A 17,916-nucleotide genomic window follows, 5' to 3' on the forward strand; every position below is an offset into this window, starting at 1 on the left:
GCGCCTCCAGGGCCACCTTCGCCTTGAACTGCGCTGAATAACGCTTCCTCTTCCCGGTCATCGGGCTCGTCCTTCCGTCAGGCCGAACCAAGCTTAACTCCCTGTCCGATTTTCGGGGACCACCTCAGCCGAACAGCCGGCCGGACATGGCCGTCTCGATGCCCTCGCCGATGGTGAGGGCTGGGCCGTCGGGAGTATCGAGCTTGATCGCCGCACCCTTGGCCCGCCCGAGCATGCGCCGGTCGATCTTCCGCCCGTCCAGGGCGAGGAAGGTCCGATGGATGCCGCAGGGCTCATCGGTGAGGACGTCCCGCATCAGCGCCACCATGCCGGCGTGGCGCGCCTCGCCGTAGTGCAGGCTGCCGTGGAAGCGAAGGACGGCGCGAGCGAGGTCCTCGCCGAGCGGCAGCGCCCGGCTTTTCAGGTAGGTTTCGACAATGCGACCGCGCGGATCGACGCTCTTGCTCCAGATGCCGAGCGCCCAGGTGGTGCGCTTGGCGGTGTCGGCCGCCGCCTCTTCGGCCGCGCGGGCGTTGGCCTCGCGGCGCCGAGCCGTCTCTTCGCGGGTCGGCTTGCGCCGCCGCTCGGGCGGGGAGATGCCGAGCACGTCGCACACATGGTCCCGGCATTCCTTCCAGTCGTCGCCGCAATGGGAGTGCACGAGGAAGCCGCCGGGCGCGCGGGGCGACGGCACAACGGCAAGGGAACGGTCCTTTCGGCTGTGGCCGGGGCCGGGGGCGAGCACCTGCCGTCCGATGACTTCCCCGCCGAGAGCGCTGGCGATGGAACGCAGGTCCATCATGCGGCGCCCCCGAACGCTTCAACGGTGCTGCGCTCAACGCCGGCGAGCTGCGCGTTCTGTCGCCGGGCCCTCTGGAAGAGGAACGCGGCTTCCGCCTCGCTCACATTGTCCATGTCGGCGGCATTCTCCGCCGGGCCGAAAAACAGGGCCCGGATGCGGACGGTGTGCGAAATTCTCCGCACCACCACGAACAGCCGGCCGCCGGGATCCGCCCAGGTGCTGGAGAGGGCTCGGTTGAGGTCCACTTCGGCCGCCGAGGCGAGGCGAAGGCGGTATTGCCGATCCGGCCGACGCTCGAAGAAGCGCCGGTCGGAAGCGATGGTGGCTTCGTTCTTGAGGGCGAGGCGCTCCAGGCGCCGCTTCTGCGCGCGCTGGTTCATGCCCGGCCCTCCGATGCCGACGGGGTTGTCCGGTCGAAACCGAGGAGGCCGTCTTGCCGCCAGCGCGAGAGAGCATCCAGGGCGGCGGCGTGGTCGCCACCGCTCCAGACGCACGAGCGGTTGCCGCCCTCGCAATGGTAGAGGAAATAGCGGCGCTGGCCGATGTCCCGCGGATCATTGGCGCGGGCGATGGTGCCCGCTTCGAGGATGACGTGGGGCTCGGCGTGGAGGTGGACAACATTCGTCATCGCCGCGCCTCCTCGATCACCTGCACTGGAGAGCGGAGCACATAGCGGCCGTGGGAACCGCTGTAGGAACCGCCGTGGCTCTCGTCCACCGTCTCGATGGCGAGGCCGGCTTTCTTGCGCAGAAGGAAGATGTAGTGGCTCCAACGGGGCGCAGGCCGCTCGATGGGCGTGCAGCCCCGCTCGCCAGCGTGAACGAGCTCGTGCAGTGCCCAGGCCATGCGGCCCTTCACGGTGAAGGCTGGCCCTTCGGCATCGAGCCGGAAGGTGACGCGGATCACATCAGCCATGACGCGCCTCCCGTCCAAGGCCGGCGGCCTCTGCATGGGCCAGGGCGACGCTGAACGGCACGCCGAGGGCGGACGCCAACCGATGGGCCGCGAGGTGAAGGGTGTTCGGGAGGATCGAAGACGCGGGCTTCGCGCTGCTGGTGGGCGGCGGACGCTTGCCCGCACTGCGGGCCTGAGGTATGGATTTGTGCATGATGCTTTTCCGGGAAGAAGGGCGTCAGACAAACGAAATCAGCGCCCCGTTGCTCGCCGGCATCGGGGCGTTTCGTTTCTCAGGCAGCGGTGCGGGCGGGGAGATTGGCGACCCAGGCGTCGATGGCGGCGCGCGTGATGAGGGTCTTGCGGCCGAACTTCTTGGCCGCGATGGCGCCCTTCTTCAGCTCGTTGAAGACGGTGGCCTTCGACACGCCCATGATCCGGGCGGCGGTGGCGACATCGTAGGCCAGGGCCTCGGGCGCATGGTAGGCGCCGGCCGGGGCGGGAACGGCGGTGTCGGCGGCAAGCTGCATCTCTGCTCTCCACATAGGCCAGGGTGGATGTCCCTGGGCGTGAGGAGATGTTGCTGACTTGGGATGGGCCGAAATAGGCGCGTCGATTTAATTGGCGCGGTGATTTCAGGCGCGGTGATTTGGAGGAGACCGCGTTGATTTCAGCGCGTCGATTTTCTGCCGGCTCTCCCTTGTTCAGAAAGACCTGCGGCGAGGCGGCCGCGAGGCCATACTCGTAATTCAAATGGGCGGCTTCGGAGACCCATCCCAAGCGCGACAGCTGCTTCAGATTTGGATAGGTTCGGGTTGGAGCCTAAGAGCTGCGCGAGGTGCTTAATCTGCCGTAACTCTTCCGCAGACGTGGGGCTAGCGTCTGCGGCAGCCTCATCTCCAACATTCGCCGAACCGCCTGCCTCATCCAAAGCGGGCACTTCGCAAATTAGCTGATCTATGGAATCGGATTGCACAAAAACGGTGGTCGAACGCTCGGAACACGGATCAAGATAGGCATACCCCTGTGCCAAAACCCAATCGCCATCTTCTGTGGCCCAGTCTTCTTTTCTGAAATGGTCACGTCGGCCATGCTCATTCAGAAACTCTCCCAACACCCTCCCCGAAAACAGCACTCCCCGGAGTTCCCGCTGAGCCCACCAGTAACTCTGCACGCGCCAGAAAGTATGGGAACCGGGTTTGACAGCATCTTGGCCTAGCACTGAGCCAAGGACATAGTCCGGTTGCACGGTTCCGAAGTTCGTCCCGAACCCTGTCCACACAGCAGCTTCCCCAGGGATAAAACTGCTCTCTTCCCATAGCTCCGGGTCACGCGCCTTCGCGATGCGAATGATTGCTTGTTCCAGCCCCTCAAACCCGTCCGGAATGAACCTCACCACGTGCACCACGTCCGCACCAGATGGCGCGTGGGACAACCGAGGGTGCATCTCGGCTTTCGGCTGGCCGGCCTAGCCCCACGCTTCACGAAGCGCCGCCCGGAATGGACGGCGCGGTTCCTATCCCTTCACGGCTCGGATCGGCACCACCTTGGCGTCACCGCCGCCCGTGACGAACTTCGCCCAAGCCTCCATCAGCTTCCGGCGCTTCTCAAGGGCGTCGGCCCGGCGATAGGCGCGCTCGGTGGCATCGCCCACGGTGTGCGCCAGCGCGGCCTCGGCCACCTCGCGGGGGAAGCTTGTTTCCTCGCCGGCCCAATCCCGGAAGGATGATCGGAAGCCGTGCACCGTCAGGTCCGGCCGTTTCATCCGGATCTTCAGCAGCATCGCCATAGCCATGTCGGAGAAGGGCCTGCCTGTCCTCGGGCTGGGGAACAGGTAATCCCCCTCGCCGCGCACCTCTTCGGCGGCAACGAGAATCGCGAGCACACGCTCGGTCAGGGGCACCCGGTGCTCCTTCCCCATCTTCATGCGCGCCGCGGGGATCGTCCACACCTTGGCGGCGCGGTCGATCTCCCGCCACGTGGCGCCAAGCACCTCGGCGGTCCGGGCAGCGGTGAGGATGGCGAACTCCAGGGCGAGCGCGGCGATGGCCTGACGCTGCTGGAGTTCGGCAACGAAGGCTGGCACGTCAGCATAGGGCATCGCGGCATGGTGCCCGCGTTGCAGCTTCTGGCGCTTTGGCAGCAGGGCGTCGAGATGGCCACGCCAGCGGGCCGGGTTCTCACCGGAACGCAGGCCCTTCGCCTTCGCGGCATCCAGCACCCGCTCGATGCGACCGCGAAGCCGGGAGGCCGTCTCCTGCTTCGTCTGCCACAAGGGTTGCAGGATGCCGAGCACATCCTCTGTGGTCACGTTGTCGATCTGGAGCGGGCGCAGCGGCGCTCCGTAGACCTCCAGAGTGTGCTTCCACTGCCACCGGTGCTTTTCGTTCTTGAAGCCGGCGCGGAGGGTTTCAACCAGTTCGTCCGCGAAGGCGCCGAAGGTCGGAATGACAACCTGCTCGGCCCGTCGCGCCTCCAGGGGGTTGACCCCCTCGGCAAGCTGCGCGCGCGCCAGGTCGGCGAGTTCGCGTGCTCGGGCAAGCGACACGTCGCGGGCCGAGCCCAGCCCCATCTCAAGCTGCCGCCCGTCCCACCGATAGAGGAAGATCCACCGCCGACCGCCGTTGGTGGAAATGGACAGATAGAGGTTGCCGCCGTCCGCATGCCGGCCCGGCTTCATGAGCGTCGCGACCGTGCGCGCGGTCAGCCTTTTGGTCTCGCGTCCCATCTCTGCCCCAGCGCTGCCCTAGCATCTGCCCCAGCAGAAAACTTAGCTCGTGGCAGTCTATGGTAATCTCCCATAGACTGAAAGAGGTACAGAGCACTGATTCAGAAGGTATTTTTTATGGACCTTTCGACTCTCATGGTCCACCGTGGACGATAGTTTGGTGGACTTCCGGGACACCATTTTACCGTCCGACAATGTCTCGCAGGTTCTCAAGCCACGTTCAGCAGCGGGGCCGTGGATTTTCGTGTGGCCCAGTCCGGCGCCGCAGGATGGATGCGCGCGGGTCCGCGACACCCGCCGAGGAGGGTCACACCACGGCGAAGATCTTGGCGAAGTCGTAATCGTGCTGGGCGACGCCGCTGCTGCTGTCGGTGAGGTGCCCCACCGCCTCGCCGTGGTCGCGGCCGAGGGACCACATGGCGATGTAGGAGATGTCGTCGTTGCCCGCGGCGTAATCGACCAGCTGCTGGGCATCCTCCAGGGTGAAGACCTCGCCGGGAATGTCGTTCTGGCCGATCATGGGCGTGATCGCGACCTTGGCGTCGAGCCCCAGCAGATGCAACTGGGCGATGGTGGCCTCGGCGGCGTCGATGGCATCCTTGCCCATGTCGCCGCTGTCGTAATAGTCGCCGTAGTTCATCACCATGATGTTGATCGTGTCGATCTCGACCCCGTCGGCCTTGGCCTGGGCCAGCAGGTCTAGCCCGTCCTGGTTGAGCCCCGTGGGCAGCACCGGCAGGGTGAAGGAGATGGTGAGGCCGGGATTGGCCTGTTCCAGCGCCACCAGGGCTTCGTTGCGCAGATGGCTTGCCGTGGCGTTGGTCAGCGCGTCGGCCTCGATGTCGAAGTCGAGCGAAGTGACGTTGTACTTGTCGATCACCGACTGGTAGGCGGCGGTCAGGTCCGCCGCGTTGGAGAAGGACAGCGCCGGCTCCTGGCCATAGCCGCCGCCGAACGAGATGGTGACGCTGACCCCGTTCTGCTGCAACTGCTCCACCATGGAGGAGATGGTGGTGCCGTTGGCCAGCGTGTCGTCGTTGATGGAGCCGAGCCCGCCCCAGCCGATCTGGTTGGTTCCCGTGCCCAGCACGAAGGCGAGGGTGACCGAGCTCAGCCCCACCTCCTCTACGGTCTGGACGAGGTTCTGGCTGGAGGGGAGCCACATCTCGAAATAGGGCGAGAAATACTGCTGGTCCGCGGCGTCGGTGCCGGGGGCATCGGTGGTCACCGCGATGGGCGTCGCCGCCGGGGAGGTGCCGGCCTCGTCGATGGCCACCACCGAGAAATGATAGGTGGTGTCCGCCGACAGGCCGGAGATCTTGAAGCTCAGGTCGGTGGTGGTGCCCACCAGCTCGCCGTCGCGATAGACGGCGTAGCCGGACACGGTGCCCACGCCCAGCACTTCCGCGGCGTCCCAGGTGAGGGTCGCGGAGGTCTCCGTGGTGGTGAGGAGATGCAGGTCCTCCGGCGCATCGGGGATCACCGGCGTCAGGTCGGCATAGCCGACGATGCTCCAGACATGGCCCGTGCCCACGGGCCCGTAGTCGCCCGCAGGATCGGTGCCCAGCGTCCACCAATTGGCCTGGTAGACGAGGTGGCCGGCCGTCACCTGGTCGCCGGCCACATAGGCTTTCGCGTCGCTCCAGGACGGGGCCTCGATGACGGAGAGGGTGCTGCCGCCGCCTTCGGTGTCGCCCGAGCCGGACAGGAGGGTGGCCCATTCGTCGAGGACCACGGCGTTGCGCGAGGCGATGTTCGCCGGTGAAAGCGCGGCGAGGGTCACGCCCTCGAGCGTATAGCTCTGCTGCGAGGCGGGCATCAGGATCACCACGGATCCGTTCAGCTCGACGACCGAGAAGTCCTGCGGGGTGAGCCAGCCGAAGTCCAGCGCGTCCTTGGCGGGATCGAAGGCGAGCACCGTCTGGGTGTTCCAGTTCCAGGCGAGGGCGGTGGTGACGGGATTGCCGTCGCCGGGCGCGGCCGCGCCGCTGCTCTGCGCCGGGTTCGCCAGCGCCTGGCTCCATTCCGCGAGGACCGCGGCGTCCTGGCTTGCGATGCGGGCGAGGGAAAGCCGGGAGAGGGCGACGCCCTCCAGGATGTAGGTCTGGCGCTCGGACGGAATGTAGATCACCACCGATCCGTTCACCTCGGCGACGGAGAAGTCGGCGGCGGAAAGGGCGCTGAAATCGAGCCTGTCCCGGGTGGGGTCGAAATCCAGCACGGTGTCTGTGTCGCGCGCGAAGGCGAGGGTGATGAGGGTGCCATCGGCCGGCGGGGTGGAACCATCGGCGGGGATCACCGCGCTCCATTCCGCGAACACCGACGGATCGAAGGCGCTGATGTTCGCGAGCGACAGCTCGGAGAGGCTGACACCTTCGAGCGTATAGCTGTGATTGTTGGCCGGAAGGCTGATGACCACCGATCCATTCACCTCGGAAATGCTGAAGTCATCGGCATTGAGCCAGTTGAAATCAAGCACGTCCTCGGCAGGGTCGAACGCGACGACCTCGTGTGCGCCCCATGACCATGTAATTGTTCGCGTTGCCATGTTGCCCTCCGCCCCGTCGGGAACACCAGTGGACAGGGTGCACATGGCTGGCACCGGGGCAAGAAAAAAGACCGAACTCATGGGGACGGAGAGATGTCATGTCGAGATATTCGCAATTTGCGAAATAGTGATTTTTCGCTTTTTCTTCGCTCCCCTCGGCTATTGTTGTATTTCCGCGCGGGGGCGGAATGGAAGCCTGCTCTACGCTGCGATGGGCCTGGCCCTCGTCCGAGGGCAGGAATGAGGAGGGGCGGCAATGCACGCGCCGCCGCGCGGCCGGCGGGCCTTGCCCGCGGCATGTCCGGCGGCTCTTGCCTCCCGGTTCCCTCGCGCCTCGTCGTTCCGCGCGCCCGGCGATGCCTACCGCCCGCGCTGGTCCCAGGAGCCACCCATCGTCTTGACGAGGTGGATGTAGTCGAACAGGTCGCTCAGCATGAAGTGGCGGTTCTCGACGGTTTTCATGTGGGCGACGGTGTGGGCGTCCCCTTCGAGATAGCGAAAGGCGGTCGTCCGGAATTGCTCGGGCAGGCTGAGATTGAAGGCGGAGGGCTGGGCGAGCATGCGGCAGATCTGATCGAAAAGCAGCCGGAAACGCTCATCCTCGGGGTCCATGTAGACGTCCCCGAAGTCCTCCTTGTACTGGCCGAAAAGGGCCAGGTAGTCATCGCTCTCAGGCTTGCGCTGCATTGAGCCCATCCGTCCCCTGTCATGAAACGCGCCTGCATTCAAAATCGGTGCCACCGCCGGGGCAGTCCGATCGCCGAACGCTTTGCGCGTCGCGGGAGGCGATAGGATATCCTCGCGAGGGAAACGGAGGCATCGAAATGATCGAGGTGCGGCAGAGCGCCGGCGGGGATCCCCTGAAATTCGAGGTGGTGGTGCGGGACGAGGCGGGGGAGACCCGCCATGTGGTCACCATGGCGCCGGCCACCTATCAAGACCTGACGGCGGGGGCCCACAGTCCCGTCAAGTGCATCGAGGCGACCTTTCGCTTCCTTCTGGACCGGGAGCCGAAAGAGAACATCCTCGGGCGTTTCGATATGGCGGTCGTCCCGCATTACTACCCGGAATTCGAGCGCCGGCTCTCCGATTACCTGTCCCCGCCGTGACATCCGGCATTCTTCCCCGAACGAAAACGCGCCCGCCTCGCCTCGGAGGCGGCTGCCGGCCGCGGGCGGCTGTCTCCACCCGGCCGTCAGGCACGGCATGGTGATTGCTTCCGGGAACGGGATAAACGCAACGCCGTCGGTTCGCGACACGGGCTTTCAATTCACGGAGCGCCTGGGCCGGGTTGGGCGGAACCCGGCGCCTCGGAGCGGGTCCATATTGTTTCCACCCGCCCCCTTGGCGGGAACGATACCTGGAATTGTTCATACCCACACCTTTCATGCAGGTCGGCTCCAATGAACGAATTCATCTATGCCCATGCGGGCGATGCCAACTGGCAGATGGCTTTGGGCTCCTGCTGGAGCCAGCTGCGTTACCGGCTTCAGGATGGGCCAAAGCCCACTCTGGGGTGGTGCTACCTCACCGACCACTACACCCAGGCCGCAGGCAATATCGTCGAAGCGCTCCGGGAGCGCATGCCTGAGGTCCATTGGGTCGGCACAGTGGGTGTCGGTGTGGCTGCCGAGGCCGTGGAGTATTTCGACGAGCCGGGCATGGTGCTGATGCTGGCGGACCTGCCGCCGGATTCCTTCAGGCTGTTCTCCGGCCCGAGGCCGCTGGACACCGGCGCCAACGGCTTCGAGGCCTTCACCGCTTTGGTCCATGCCGACGGAGGAGCCGCCGACCTTCCGATGCAATTGAAGACCCTGAGCAGCAGCACGACCACCGGCTACCTGTTCGGCGGGCTGTCGTCGGCCCGGAACCAGCCGCTGCTGTTTGCCGACGAGGTGCTCCTGGGCGGCGTTTGCGGGGTTGCCTTCGGTCCCGAGGTGCCGATCCTGTCCCGCGTGACCCAGGGCTGCCAGCCCATCGGCCCCCAGCGCACCATCACCCGCGCCGAGGGCAATTATCTCGTCACGCTGGACCAGGGCCGGGCGCTCGACTGCGCGCTGGCGGATCTGGGCCTCGCCGAGGACACGCCCGACGAAGAGCTGCGCCATGAACTGGCCCAGACGCTGGCCGGCCTGGTCACCCCCGGGGAGGACGTTTCCACCCAGCCCGGCCAGTTCGGCACCAATACGGAGGTCCGCCACCTGCTTGGCGTCGGACGCAAGGCCGGCGTGCTGGTGGTGGCGGAGCAGATCGCGGCGGGCATGCAGCTCGCATTCTGCAAGCGCAACGCCGAGGCGGCGAGAGCCGACCTGTTGCGCATCGTCGCGGACGTGCGGGCCAAGGCCGAGGCGGCGGGCGGCATCCGGGGCGCATTGTACATCAGCTGCTCGGGGCGGGGCGGCCCCCATTTCGGCCAGCGCAACGCGGAGTTCCAGATGGTCAGCGAGGGCCTCGGCCCCGTGCCGCTGGTGGGCTTCTTCGCGGGCGGGGAGATCGCGCGCCACCATCTTTACGGCTACACCGGCGTGCTGACGGTATTTACCGCCGGGTCCTGAGATAAGGGGATGGCACCGCGATGACACAGGCGCCGGCCTCACTGGATCGGGCTTCGATGGGAGACGGCGTCCATCAGCGCCGCATCGTTTCCGCCTATGGGGTGGCCATGCCGCGCATCCTCTACGGCACGGCCTGGAAGAAGGAGCGCACCGCGTCCCTGGTGGAGGCGGCCCTGCGAGCGGGCTTCCGGGGCATCGATACGGCGTGCCAGCCCAAGCACTACCACGAGCCCGGCGTCGGCGAGGGGCTGTCGGCGCTGCTGCGGGAGGGGCTGTCCCGCTCGGACATCTATCTCCAGACCAAGTTCACCGCCTTTGCGGGGCAGGACCCGGACAATGTCCCCTACGATCCCGGGGCCGGGCTGGGCGAGCAGGTGCGCCAATCCCTGGAGGCGTCGCTCCGCAACCTGCGCACCGACTATCTGGACGGCCTCGTCCTTCACTCCCCCTATCCCGAGGACAAGGATACGCTGGAGGTGTGGCGCGCCATGGAAGGCCTGTATGACCAAGGCGTGGTGCGCCAGTTGGGCATCAGCAACTGCTACGAGCGGAGCCGGCTGGAACGTCTGCACCGGCAGGCCCGCATCAAGCCGGCGCTGGTTCAGAACCGCTTCTACGCCAAGACCCGCTATGACCGGGAGATCCGCGCCTTCTGCGCCGACCACGGCATTCTCTATCAGAGCTTCTGGACCCTGACCGCCAATCCCGAGGTCCTGGCCCAGCCGTCCCTCGTCGAGATCGCGGAAAGGCATGGACGAAGCGCCGCCCAGGTCTTCTTTCGCTTCCTGACCCAGAAGGACATCGTGTGCCTGACCGGCACCTCCTCGAAGGATCACATGGCCCAGGACCTGGCCATTTTCGAGTTTCGCCTGAGCTCTGCGGAATGCCGGGTGGTGGAGGCCCTGCTGGGCTGATCCGATTCCGCCTTCCGCAACGCGGCCCGTCCGGTGGGGCGGACCTCCTTACCTGCCGAGCGGCCGGGGCCGGCATGCGGCGCTCCCTTTCACGTCCCTCAATCCAGCTGATCGGACAACGCGTTCTCTTTCTTGAGTTTAGAGGGCGTTTCACCGATCAGATTGGTTCAATTTGCTCGGATCGCGCTCTAAAGCACCACCACGCCGCGATGCTTGGCCTCGCCCTCGGGCTCCACATGGATGGTGATGACCGCATCGTCCATGTCCTGCTCGAAGGCATGCTCAATGCGGTCGCAGATCTCGTGGGCGGCGGCCACCGTCATGCTTCCCGGCACCACCAGGTGGAACTCCACGAAGGTGATGCGTCCGGCATGGCGGGTGCGCAGGTCGTGGGCCTCGATGGCGCCGGCGGCGTGGAGCGAGACCAGTTCGCGGATGCGCGCCACCACGTCCGGTGGCGGCGCCGCATCCATCAGGCCGCCCACGGATTCCTTCATCATCCCCCAGCCGGTCCAAAGAACGTTGAGGGCGACGAGGCCGGCAAGCAGGGGGTCCAGCTGCGGCCAGCCGGTGATGGGCACCAGCACGAAGCCGGCGAGCACCGCGCCGGAGGTGACCACGTCCGACATCAGGTGCTTGGCGTCTGCGATCAGGGCCGGCGAGCGATAGGCGCGGCCGATGCGCATGAGCACGACGTACCACGCCAGGTTGATCACGGTCGCCGCGCCGTTGAGGACCATGCCCTTCACCGGCTGGTCCGGCATGGCCGGGTTGAGGAAGCCGGCATAGGCCTCGCGCATGATGGTGAGGGCGGCGATGACCACCAGCACCCCCTCGATCACCGCGGAGATGTATTCCGCCTTGTGGTGCCCGTACTGGTGGTTGTCGTCGGCCGGGCGCGCGGACACCTGGAGCGCGATCAGCGCCGCGCCAGAGGCGGCGACGTTGATGATGCTCTCCAGCGCGTCGGACAAAAGCGCCACCGAGCCCGTCACCCACCACGCCAGCGTCTTGAGGCCGAGCACGATGATGCCGACGAGCACGCTCGCTGCCGCGACCCACAGCGTCTTGCGGCTCATGTCCGCCTCCCCTGTCCCATCAAATGCCGGCGCCAGCGGTCGCCCGCGCGCGTTCCCGTCCTGCCCTGGCCATCAGCCGATCCGGCGCCGCGCGTGCGGGCCGCGAGCCTCCGGAGCTTTGTCGCGCTCCGTTGAAACGCAAGACGGCTCCAGCCTCCCGGCTTGCGTGTCTTCTCCCCGTGGGCCGGGAGAGCTTGCCTGGAAACGCTCTAGCCTGTGGGCAGGTGCAGCGCAACATCCCGGAGGGGCGCCTTGCGGCATCCCCTGTGGAGGCTCCGGTGCCTGTCCCGCGACGCCTCACCGCACCATGTGCTGCAACGCCTTCTGCATGGCGTCGGGCGGCACGATGATGATGCCGTCGAAGGGCGTGCTCATCTCCAGGATCAGGAAGATCGCGCCGCCGAGCGACAGGGCGCACAGGAGAAACACCGACACCGAGACGGCGTTGATCGGCGAAAACAGCCCGAAGCTCATGAAGATGAAGGTGAGCCAGACGATCAGCACCACGGTGAAGATGGTCGGCACCTGCGCCGCGCTTTCCTCGATCAGCACCCAGCGCAGGGCGGACAGGGCCTTGTAGCGCTCGATCGCCTCGGACCTGAGCTCGTTCTGGTCCGGCGTCTTCGGATCGAGGGCGCGGATGGACCGCCCCACCTGCGCCAGACGCTGCTCGCTGTCCTCACTGTTGACGAGCGCGTGGGGGGCATGTGCCTGCGCCGCCCGTGCCTGCGCCGTCTGCCCCGGTGTGGCCTGAGCGGGGGGCCAGGTCTCGTCGAGGGCGTGCCGGGTGTAGGTGGTGAGCGCGGCGCGGGCTGCATCGGCGTCCGGCCCGTAATGCTTCAGCGCCACGTCGAGGGTGATGAGAAGGGTGGTGTATTGCTGCACGTCCCGGCTGGTGGAATCGAAGTTCCCCTTCACCGAGGCGGTCATGAGGCCGAGGATCAGCGAGGCCATGGCTGCCACCATGCCCACTCCGAGCTTCACCGCCTCCTGCGTCTCCTTGGTGAGATGCTGCTCCTTCAGCCGGCGGGAGGCCCACATTCCGGCGCAGGCGCCGCCGAACAGGCACACGAAAACGAACGCGGCGATGACCAGCGATCCCATTGCCCCTTCCCACCCCGCAACAGCATGCGGGCGGATGTTATTCCGCGGCCTTCGCCGCAGCCTCGGCGGCGAGCTTGGCCTCGGCGTCCTCCTGCTGCTTCAGCACGTCGGGATGCGGCATGGACATGATATTGTAGCCGGAATCCACGAAATGCACCTCGCCCGTCACGCCGCCCGACAGGTCGGAGAGCAGGTAGAGGGCCGAGCCGCCCACTTCCTCGATGGAGACGGTGCGGCGCAGGGGCGCGTGCCGCTTCTGGTAGTTGAACATCAGCCGGGCATCGGCGATGCCCGCCCCGGCGAGGGTGCGCACCGGGCCCGCCGAAATGGCGTTCACGCGGATGCCGGCCGGCCCGTAATCGGCGGCGAGGTAGCGCACCGAGGCTTCCAGCGCCGCCTTGGCCACGCCCATCACGTTGTAATTGGGCATGACGCGGGTGGAGCCGCCATAGGTCAGCGTGACGAGGGAGCCGCCATTGGGCATGAGCGCGGCGGCGCGCTTGGCCACCTCGGTGAAGGAGAAGCAGGAGATGACCATGGTGCGCGAGAAGTTCTCGCGGCTGGTGTCGGCATAGCGGCCCTTCAGCTCCGACTTGTCGGAGAAGGCCACCGCATGGACCAGGAAATCGATGGAGCCCCAGCGCTCCTTCAGGGCCGCGAACACGGCGTCCACGCTGGCGAGGTCCTCCACGTCGCACGGCAGGAGGATGGAGGAGCCGAGGCTCTCCGCCAGCGGCTTGACGCGCTTGGCCACCGAATCGCCCTGGTAGGTGAAGGCGAGCTCGGCACCCTGGCCGGCCAGGGCCTTGGCGATGCCCCAGGCGATGGAATGGTCGTTGGCCACGCCCATCACCAGGCCACGCTTGCCTTTCATCAGGTCCTGCATCACCCACCCTCTCGCGCCTGAAACGCCGATAGCAGACCGTCCGGGCCGGCGCCACGGGGCGGCCCTTCACCTTTCATGACCGACCCTGACCGAAGGCCGCTGCGCGGTCACGCATCCACGTGCTTGAAGACGAGGGACGCATTGGTGCCGCCGAAGCCGAACGAGTTGGACAGCACCGCGCCGAGCTTCACATTGTCCTGCCGCGCGCGGACGATGGGCATGTCGGCGAACACTGGGTCCAGCTCCTCGATGTTGGCGCTCTCGCAGATGAAGCCGTTCTGCATCATGAGGAGGCAGTAAATGGCTTCCTGCACGCCGGTGGCGCCGAGCGAGTGGCCGGTCAGCGACTTGGTCGCCGAGATGGGCGGGCACTTCTCCCCCACGCCGAACACCTTGCGGATGGCCTCGATTTCCGGCGGATCTCCGGCCGGGGTGGAGGTGGCGTGCGGGTTGATATAGTCGATGGGCAGGTTCACGGTGGACAGGGCAAGGCGCATGCAGCGCTCGGCACCCTCACCCGAGGGGGCGACCATGTCATAGCCGTCGGAGGTGGCGCCATAGCCGGCGATCTCGCCATAGATCTTGGCGCCGCGTGCCTTGGCGTGCTCCAGCTCCTCCAGCACCAGAACGCCGGCGCCGCCGGCAATGACGAAGCCGTCGCGGTTCACGTCATAGGCGCGCGACGCCTTGTGGGGCGTGGCGTTGAACTTGGAGGACATGGCGCCCATGGCGTCGAACAGGCTGGACAGGGTCCAGTCCAACTCCTCGCAGCCGCCGGCGAAGACCACGTCCTGCTTGCCGTACTGGATCTGCTCGTAGGCGTTGCCGATGCAGTGGTTCGACGTGGCGCAGGCCGACGAGATGGAATAGTTGACGCCCTTGATCTTGAACCAGGTGGCCAGCGTCGCCGACGCGGTCGAACTCATGGCCTTGGGCACCGCGAACGGGCCGATGCGCTTGGGTCCCTTGGCGCGGGCGATGTCCGCCGCTTCCACGATTGTGCGGGTGGATGGGCCGCCCGAGCCCATGACGATGCCGGTGCGCGGGTTGGACACCTCGGACGGCTCCAGGCCCGAATCGCGGATGGCCTGCTCCATGGCGACATGGTTCCAGGCGGTACCGCCGCCGTGGAATCGCATGGCGCGGCGATCCACCACCTCTTCGGCGTTCAGCGTCGGCGCGCCCTGCACCTGGCAGCGGAAGCCAAGCTTCGCCTGGTCCTCAGCAAAGGAGATGCCGCTCTTGGCCTCGCGCAGGCTGGCAAGCACCTCTTGCGTGGAGTTGCCGATGGACGAGACGATGCCCATCCCGGTGACGACGACGCGCCGCATGTCAAATCCCCATTGGAAAGCACCAGTATGGCCGTGGATCGTGGCGGCGCCTTGTCAGGCGCCCGCCGCGCCTGCCGCGCCCGGTGCCGCATCGGCCTGGAACAGGCCCACCTTCAGATCCTTGGCGCGATAGATGACGGTTCCGTCCGCCTCCAGCCAGCCGTCGGCGATGCCGAGCACCAGCTTGGACCGCATGACACGCTTCAGCTCCACGCCATAAACCACCTTCTTCACGCCGGGCAGGACCTGGCCGGAGAATTTCAGTTCCCCGAGCCCCAGCGCCCGCCCGCGCCCCGACGAGCCGAGCCAGCCGAGGAAGAAGCCCACCATCTGCCACATGGCGTCGAGGCCCAGGCAGCCGGGCATCACCGGGTCGCCCTTGAAGTGGCAGCCGAAGAACCACAGGTCCGGGTTCACGTCGAGTTCGGCTCGCACGAAGCCCTTGCCGTATTCGCCACCGGTTTCGGAAATCTCTGCGATGCGGTCGAACATCAGCATGGGCGGCAGCGGCAATTGCGCGTTCCCGGCCCCGAACAGCTCGCCACGTCCGCAGGCGAGGAGATCTTCATACGCGAAGCTGGTTTGCCGGTCCGCCATTCTCAGCTGTGTCGCCATTCTGCCCGTTGGGATGTACCCGAGGGTCGTTGTTGAAAGAGCCCGAAGACCCGCCCCGTCACCGGCGGCGGGGCACTCCCTAACATAGGGAAGGGCGCGCTCAAAGTCATGAAAGCGTCACGCCCCGCGCAACCGCGCCGCAGCGCCTTCGGCGAAACCGGAGGGCCTCGCCCGCGTTGGGGGCCGGTAGCCTCGGCGGGCAGGGGGAGGGGCCACTCCCGTCTTGCCGGTCCGGTGTCCCGCGCTCAGCGCACGTCCGCCCCGACCGCGTCGGCGATGGAGGCGAAGCCGTCCGCCTTCAGCCGGGTGGCAAGGTCGGTCTTGATCCGGCTCACGAGACCGGGGCCGCGGAACACCAGGGCCGAATAGACCTGCACCAGGCTCGCCCCGGCGCGGACCTTGGCATAGGCGTCCGCCCCGGAGGCGATGCCGCCCACCCCCACGATGGGCAGCCGGTTGCCCACGAGGCGATAGAGCGCGGCCAGGCGCTCGGTGGACAGCGCCATGAGCGGCTTGCCCGAAAGGCCCCCGGTCTCGTCCTTGAACGGGCTTTTCAGGCTGGGCGGGCGCGACAGGGTGGTGTTGCCCATGATGATGCCATCCACTCCGGTGGCGAGGGCAGCTTCCGCCACGTCGGCGAGGGCGGCGTCGTCGAGGTCGGGGGCGACCTTCACCAGCAGGGGGGTGCGCGCCGCGGGGTCGGGCATGGAGGCGTTGCGCACGCCGATCACATGGGACAGCAGGGTCTCCATCTCCGCCCGCGCCTGGAGCGCCCGCAGGCCCGGCGTGTTGGGCGAGGAGATATTGCACACGAGGTAGTCGGCGAGGCGGCAGGTGGCCGAGACACCGGCGGCGTAATCCTCCACCGCGTCCTCGCTCTCCTTGTTCTTCCCCACATTGGCGCCGACGATGCCGGTCGCCCCGGCCGCCCTGCGCTGGCCAAGGCGGAAGATGAAGGGGGCGAGGCCCTTGCTGTTGAAGCCGAAGCGGTTGATGACGGCCTCGTCCTCGTCCAGCCGGAACAGGCGGGGCAGGGGATTGCCCGGCTGCGGGCGGGGTGTCACCGTGCCCGCCTCCACGAAGCCGAAGCCGAGCTTGAAGAGGGCGTCCACCACCTCGCAATGCTTGTCGAAGCCGGCGGCGAGGCCCACCGGATTGGGGAAGGGCAGGCCCCACACCCGCGTCGCCAGAACCGGATCGTCCGGTCCCGAGAGGTTGGGTACGAGGCCGCTCTTCAGCACGCGGATGGACAGATGGTGCGCCTGCTCCGGGGTCATGAACCGGAACAGGGGCCTGAGGAGGCCGTAGAGGTCCATCCGGGAGGTCACTCGCCGGTGACGGCGGTGCCGCCGTGGGCCTTCGACCAGGAATGGGGATCGTGGAGGAAGGACTCGATCTCGGCGATCTGCGCGGATTCAAACCGGTTCATGGTCTTCACCGCTGCCAGCACGTCCCACCAGGTGGCGAGGCGGTGCAGGCTGAGCCCGGCCTGGTCGAAGATGCCCGAGGCCTCGGCAAAGATGTCGTAATAGAAGAAGACGAAGCAGTGGGAGCACTCGGCGCCGGCCTCGCGCAGGGCGTTGACGAAGGTCACCTTGCTCTTGCCGTCGGTGGTGAGGTCCTCCACCAGCAGCACGCGCTGGCCGGGGGCGAGATGGCCCTCGATCTGGGCGTTGCGGCCGAAGCCCTTGGGCTTCTTGCGCACATACTGCATGGGCAGCATCAGCCGGTCGGCCACCCACGCCGCGAACGGGATGCCGGCCGTCTCGCCGCCGGCCACCGTGTCGAACTGCTCGTAGCCGATCTCGCGGAAGATGGTGGAGATGCCGAAATCCACCAGCGTCTGGCGCACGCGGGGGAAGGAGATGAGGCGCCGGCAGTCGATATAGACCGGGCTCGCCCAGCCCGAGGTGAAGATGAACGGCTCGCCGGAGGAAAAGCGCACCGCCTCCACCTCGAGCAGCATCCGCGCTGTCTGCTCGGCGATGGTGGCCTTGTCCGGAAAAGCAGTGACGTTCGCCATGGGGAGGGCCTTCGTGGCTCGATAATGTGACGCGCATATATCAGAGCCGCGTGCCAATGCGACAGTCCAGGCGGCGCAGGAGCGGTTAATGTGCCGCAGGCCGGTCCATCCGGCGCAGGCTCGGGGCAGGCGGTCGGCGGTCGGCTTTTTCCGGATGGGAGAATTCTGATCGCGCGCCGGGCGGGGCGCGCTCCGTGCGTGTCGGGCGTGCTGTGCCTCAGCCCTCGCCGCGCCGTCCGGGCTTGCCGATGTCGCTCACGTCGAATTCCAGCCCGTCGGCGGTATAGCGCGGGTCCGGACCGTTGCCCGCCCCTTTCGCCCCGCCCTTCGCGCCGCGCCCCGGCAGGCAGAGGGAAAGATTGAGGCGCCGCTTGCGAGCGGCGATTTCTTTCCGCAGCGGGAAGACGGGGACGTTAATCGTGATCGTCATAGCCACG

The 17,916-nt window shown here is 66.9% G+C and carries 20 protein-coding genes; 3 read left to right on the forward strand and 17 right to left on the reverse strand.

The genetic code is table 11. The annotated features are described in order from the left end of the window. Positions 1-124: 124 nt before the first annotated feature. From K9U40_RS13845 to K9U40_RS13885, 9 genes are all read right to left on the reverse strand, one after another. Positions 125-802 carry a DUF7146 domain-containing protein gene (locus tag K9U40_RS13845; protein WP_282890759.1) on the reverse strand — a complete coding sequence of 226 codons (678 nt, stop codon included), beginning with the start codon at positions 800-802 and terminating at the stop codon, positions 125-127. After that, positions 799-1,182, reverse strand: a complete 384-nt coding sequence (locus K9U40_RS13850) for a hypothetical protein (protein WP_282890760.1) — start codon at positions 1,180-1,182, stop codon at positions 799-801. Before K9U40_RS13850 ends, K9U40_RS13845 begins: the two co-directional genes overlap by 4 nt. Then, positions 1,179-1,430 carry a hypothetical protein gene (locus K9U40_RS13855; RefSeq protein WP_282890761.1) on the reverse strand — a complete coding sequence of 84 codons (252 nt, stop codon included), beginning with the start codon at positions 1,428-1,430 and terminating at the stop codon, positions 1,179-1,181. The genes K9U40_RS13850 and K9U40_RS13855 overlap by 4 nt, the downstream gene beginning before the upstream one ends. After that, on the reverse strand, positions 1,427-1,717 hold the full coding sequence (locus tag K9U40_RS13860) for a winged helix domain-containing protein (RefSeq protein WP_282890762.1): 291 nt from the start codon (positions 1,715-1,717) through the stop codon (positions 1,427-1,429). Before K9U40_RS13860 ends, K9U40_RS13855 begins: the two co-directional genes overlap by 4 nt. Positions 1,718-1,989: 272 nt before the next feature. After that, complete coding sequence (locus K9U40_RS13865; protein ID WP_282890763.1) at positions 1,990-2,226, reverse strand: helix-turn-helix domain-containing protein; 237 nt, start codon at positions 2,224-2,226, stop codon at positions 1,990-1,992. 140 nt (positions 2,227-2,366) lie between these two features. Next, entirely contained in the window at positions 2,367-3,104 is a 738-nt protein-coding gene (locus K9U40_RS13870; protein ID WP_282890764.1) for a hypothetical protein, read from the reverse strand. Between the two features lie 108 nt (positions 3,105-3,212). Next, positions 3,213-4,424: a tyrosine-type recombinase/integrase gene (locus K9U40_RS13875; protein WP_282890765.1), complete on the reverse strand. Its 1,212-nt coding sequence runs from the start codon at positions 4,422-4,424 to the stop codon at positions 3,213-3,215. Between the two features lie 307 nt (positions 4,425-4,731). Next, positions 4,732-6,972, reverse strand: a complete 2,241-nt coding sequence (locus K9U40_RS13880; protein WP_282890766.1) for a fibronectin type III domain-containing protein — start codon at positions 6,970-6,972, stop codon at positions 4,732-4,734. A 360-nt stretch (positions 6,973-7,332) separates the two neighbouring features. Continuing rightward, positions 7,333-7,659 (reverse strand): hypothetical protein, encoded by a 327-nt coding sequence (locus K9U40_RS13885; RefSeq protein WP_282890767.1) that lies wholly within the window; start codon positions 7,657-7,659, stop codon positions 7,333-7,335. Positions 7,660-7,796: 137 nt separating this feature from the next. On the opposite strand from K9U40_RS13885, the gene K9U40_RS13890 reads away from it, so the two are divergent. The 3 genes from K9U40_RS13890 to K9U40_RS13900 all read left to right on the forward strand — a co-directional run bounded on the left by K9U40_RS13890 (position 7,797) and on the right by K9U40_RS13900 (position 10,441). Then, positions 7,797-8,081, forward strand: a complete 285-nt coding sequence (locus K9U40_RS13890; protein ID WP_282890768.1) for a hypothetical protein — start codon at positions 7,797-7,799, stop codon at positions 8,079-8,081. Between the two features lie 294 nt (positions 8,082-8,375). Beyond that, a complete protein-coding gene (locus tag K9U40_RS13895) occupies positions 8,376-9,527 on the forward strand; it encodes an FIST signal transduction protein (RefSeq protein WP_282890769.1) in 1,152 nt (383 codons plus the stop codon). Between the two features lie 56 nt (positions 9,528-9,583). Next, positions 9,584-10,441, forward strand: coding sequence for an aldo/keto reductase family protein (locus K9U40_RS13900; protein ID WP_282890770.1), 858 nt, complete (start codon positions 9,584-9,586; stop codon positions 10,439-10,441). A 188-nt stretch (positions 10,442-10,629) separates the two neighbouring features. Here the strand turns inward: K9U40_RS13900 and K9U40_RS13905 are convergent, their stop codons facing one another. The 8 genes from K9U40_RS13905 to K9U40_RS13940 all read right to left on the reverse strand — a co-directional run bounded on the left by K9U40_RS13905 (position 10,630) and on the right by K9U40_RS13940 (position 17,909). Next, a complete protein-coding gene (locus tag K9U40_RS13905) occupies positions 10,630-11,520 on the reverse strand; it encodes a cation diffusion facilitator family transporter (protein WP_282890771.1) in 891 nt (296 codons plus the stop codon). Positions 11,521-11,817: 297 nt separating this feature from the next. Continuing rightward, positions 11,818-12,624 carry a hypothetical protein gene (locus tag K9U40_RS13910; protein ID WP_282890772.1) on the reverse strand — a complete coding sequence of 269 codons (807 nt, stop codon included), beginning with the start codon at positions 12,622-12,624 and terminating at the stop codon, positions 11,818-11,820. A gap of 37 nt (positions 12,625-12,661) precedes the next feature. After that, on the reverse strand, positions 12,662-13,510 hold the full coding sequence (gene fabI, locus K9U40_RS13915; RefSeq protein WP_282890773.1) for an enoyl-ACP reductase FabI: 849 nt from the start codon (positions 13,508-13,510) through the stop codon (positions 12,662-12,664). Between the two features lie 107 nt (positions 13,511-13,617). After that, positions 13,618-14,841: a beta-ketoacyl-ACP synthase I gene (gene fabB / locus K9U40_RS13920; RefSeq protein ID WP_282890774.1), complete on the reverse strand. Its 1,224-nt coding sequence runs from the start codon at positions 14,839-14,841 to the stop codon at positions 13,618-13,620. Between the two features lie 54 nt (positions 14,842-14,895). After that, the gene (gene fabA / locus K9U40_RS13925; protein WP_282890775.1) at positions 14,896-15,438 is read right to left on the reverse strand and encodes a 3-hydroxyacyl-[acyl-carrier-protein] dehydratase FabA; all 543 of its coding nucleotides are present in this window, start codon (positions 15,436-15,438) and stop codon (positions 14,896-14,898) included. Between the two features lie 263 nt (positions 15,439-15,701). Beyond that, positions 15,702-16,772 (reverse strand): quinone-dependent dihydroorotate dehydrogenase, encoded by a 1,071-nt coding sequence (locus tag K9U40_RS13930; RefSeq protein WP_282890776.1) that lies wholly within the window; start codon positions 16,770-16,772, stop codon positions 15,702-15,704. Positions 16,773-16,780: 8 nt separating this feature from the next. Next, positions 16,781-17,479 (reverse strand): orotate phosphoribosyltransferase, encoded by a 699-nt coding sequence (locus K9U40_RS13935; RefSeq protein WP_011995736.1) that lies wholly within the window; start codon positions 17,477-17,479, stop codon positions 16,781-16,783. Between the two features lie 217 nt (positions 17,480-17,696). Next, entirely contained in the window at positions 17,697-17,909 is a 213-nt protein-coding gene (locus K9U40_RS13940) for a hypothetical protein (protein ID WP_282890777.1), read from the reverse strand. Between the last annotated feature and the right edge of the window lie 7 nt (positions 17,910-17,916).

The organism is Xanthobacter autotrophicus (genome assembly GCF_030015065.1).
Taxonomy (GTDB): domain Bacteria; phylum Pseudomonadota; class Alphaproteobacteria; order Rhizobiales; family Xanthobacteraceae; genus Xanthobacter; species Xanthobacter autotrophicus_D.

Bases quoted from the DNA above. Each gene is read 5' to 3' on its own strand.
- K9U40_RS13845 (WP_282890759.1), bottom strand. From the start codon at position 802: ATGATGGACCTGCGTTCCATCGCCAGCGCTCTCGGCGGGGAAGTCATC.
- K9U40_RS13850 (WP_282890760.1), bottom strand. From the start codon at position 1,182: ATGAACCAGCGCGCGCAGAAGCGGCGCCTGGAGCGCCTCGCCCTCAAG.
- K9U40_RS13855 (WP_282890761.1), bottom strand. From the start codon at position 1,430: ATGACGAATGTTGTCCACCTCCACGCCGAGCCCCACGTCATCCTCGAA.
- K9U40_RS13860 (WP_282890762.1), bottom strand. From the start codon at position 1,717: ATGGCTGATGTGATCCGCGTCACCTTCCGGCTCGATGCCGAAGGGCCA.
- K9U40_RS13865 (WP_282890763.1), bottom strand. From the start codon at position 2,226: ATGCAGCTTGCCGCCGACACCGCCGTTCCCGCCCCGGCCGGCGCCTAC.
- K9U40_RS13875 (WP_282890765.1), bottom strand. From the start codon at position 4,424: ATGGGACGCGAGACCAAAAGGCTGACCGCGCGCACGGTCGCGACGCTC.
- K9U40_RS13880 (WP_282890766.1), bottom strand. From the start codon at position 6,972: ATGGCAACGCGAACAATTACATGGTCATGGGGCGCACACGAGGTCGTC.
- K9U40_RS13885 (WP_282890767.1), bottom strand. From the start codon at position 7,659: ATGCAGCGCAAGCCTGAGAGCGATGACTACCTGGCCCTTTTCGGCCAG.
- K9U40_RS13890 (WP_282890768.1), top strand. From the start codon at position 7,797: ATGATCGAGGTGCGGCAGAGCGCCGGCGGGGATCCCCTGAAATTCGAG.
- K9U40_RS13895 (WP_282890769.1), top strand. From the start codon at position 8,376: ATGAACGAATTCATCTATGCCCATGCGGGCGATGCCAACTGGCAGATG.
- K9U40_RS13900 (WP_282890770.1), top strand. From the start codon at position 9,584: ATGGGAGACGGCGTCCATCAGCGCCGCATCGTTTCCGCCTATGGGGTG.
- K9U40_RS13905 (WP_282890771.1), bottom strand. From the start codon at position 11,520: ATGAGCCGCAAGACGCTGTGGGTCGCGGCAGCGAGCGTGCTCGTCGGC.
- K9U40_RS13910 (WP_282890772.1), bottom strand. From the start codon at position 12,624: ATGGGATCGCTGGTCATCGCCGCGTTCGTTTTCGTGTGCCTGTTCGGC.
- fabI (WP_282890773.1), bottom strand. From the start codon at position 13,510: ATGCAGGACCTGATGAAAGGCAAGCGTGGCCTGGTGATGGGCGTGGCC.
- fabB (WP_282890774.1), bottom strand. From the start codon at position 14,841: ATGCGGCGCGTCGTCGTCACCGGGATGGGCATCGTCTCGTCCATCGGC.
- fabA (WP_282890775.1), bottom strand. From the start codon at position 15,438: ATGGCGGACCGGCAAACCAGCTTCGCGTATGAAGATCTCCTCGCCTGC.
- K9U40_RS13930 (WP_282890776.1), bottom strand. From the start codon at position 16,772: ATGGACCTCTACGGCCTCCTCAGGCCCCTGTTCCGGTTCATGACCCCG.
- K9U40_RS13935 (WP_011995736.1), bottom strand. From the start codon at position 17,479: ATGGCGAACGTCACTGCTTTTCCGGACAAGGCCACCATCGCCGAGCAG.
- K9U40_RS13940 (WP_282890777.1), bottom strand. From the start codon at position 17,909: ATGACGATCACGATTAACGTCCCCGTCTTCCCGCTGCGGAAAGAAATC.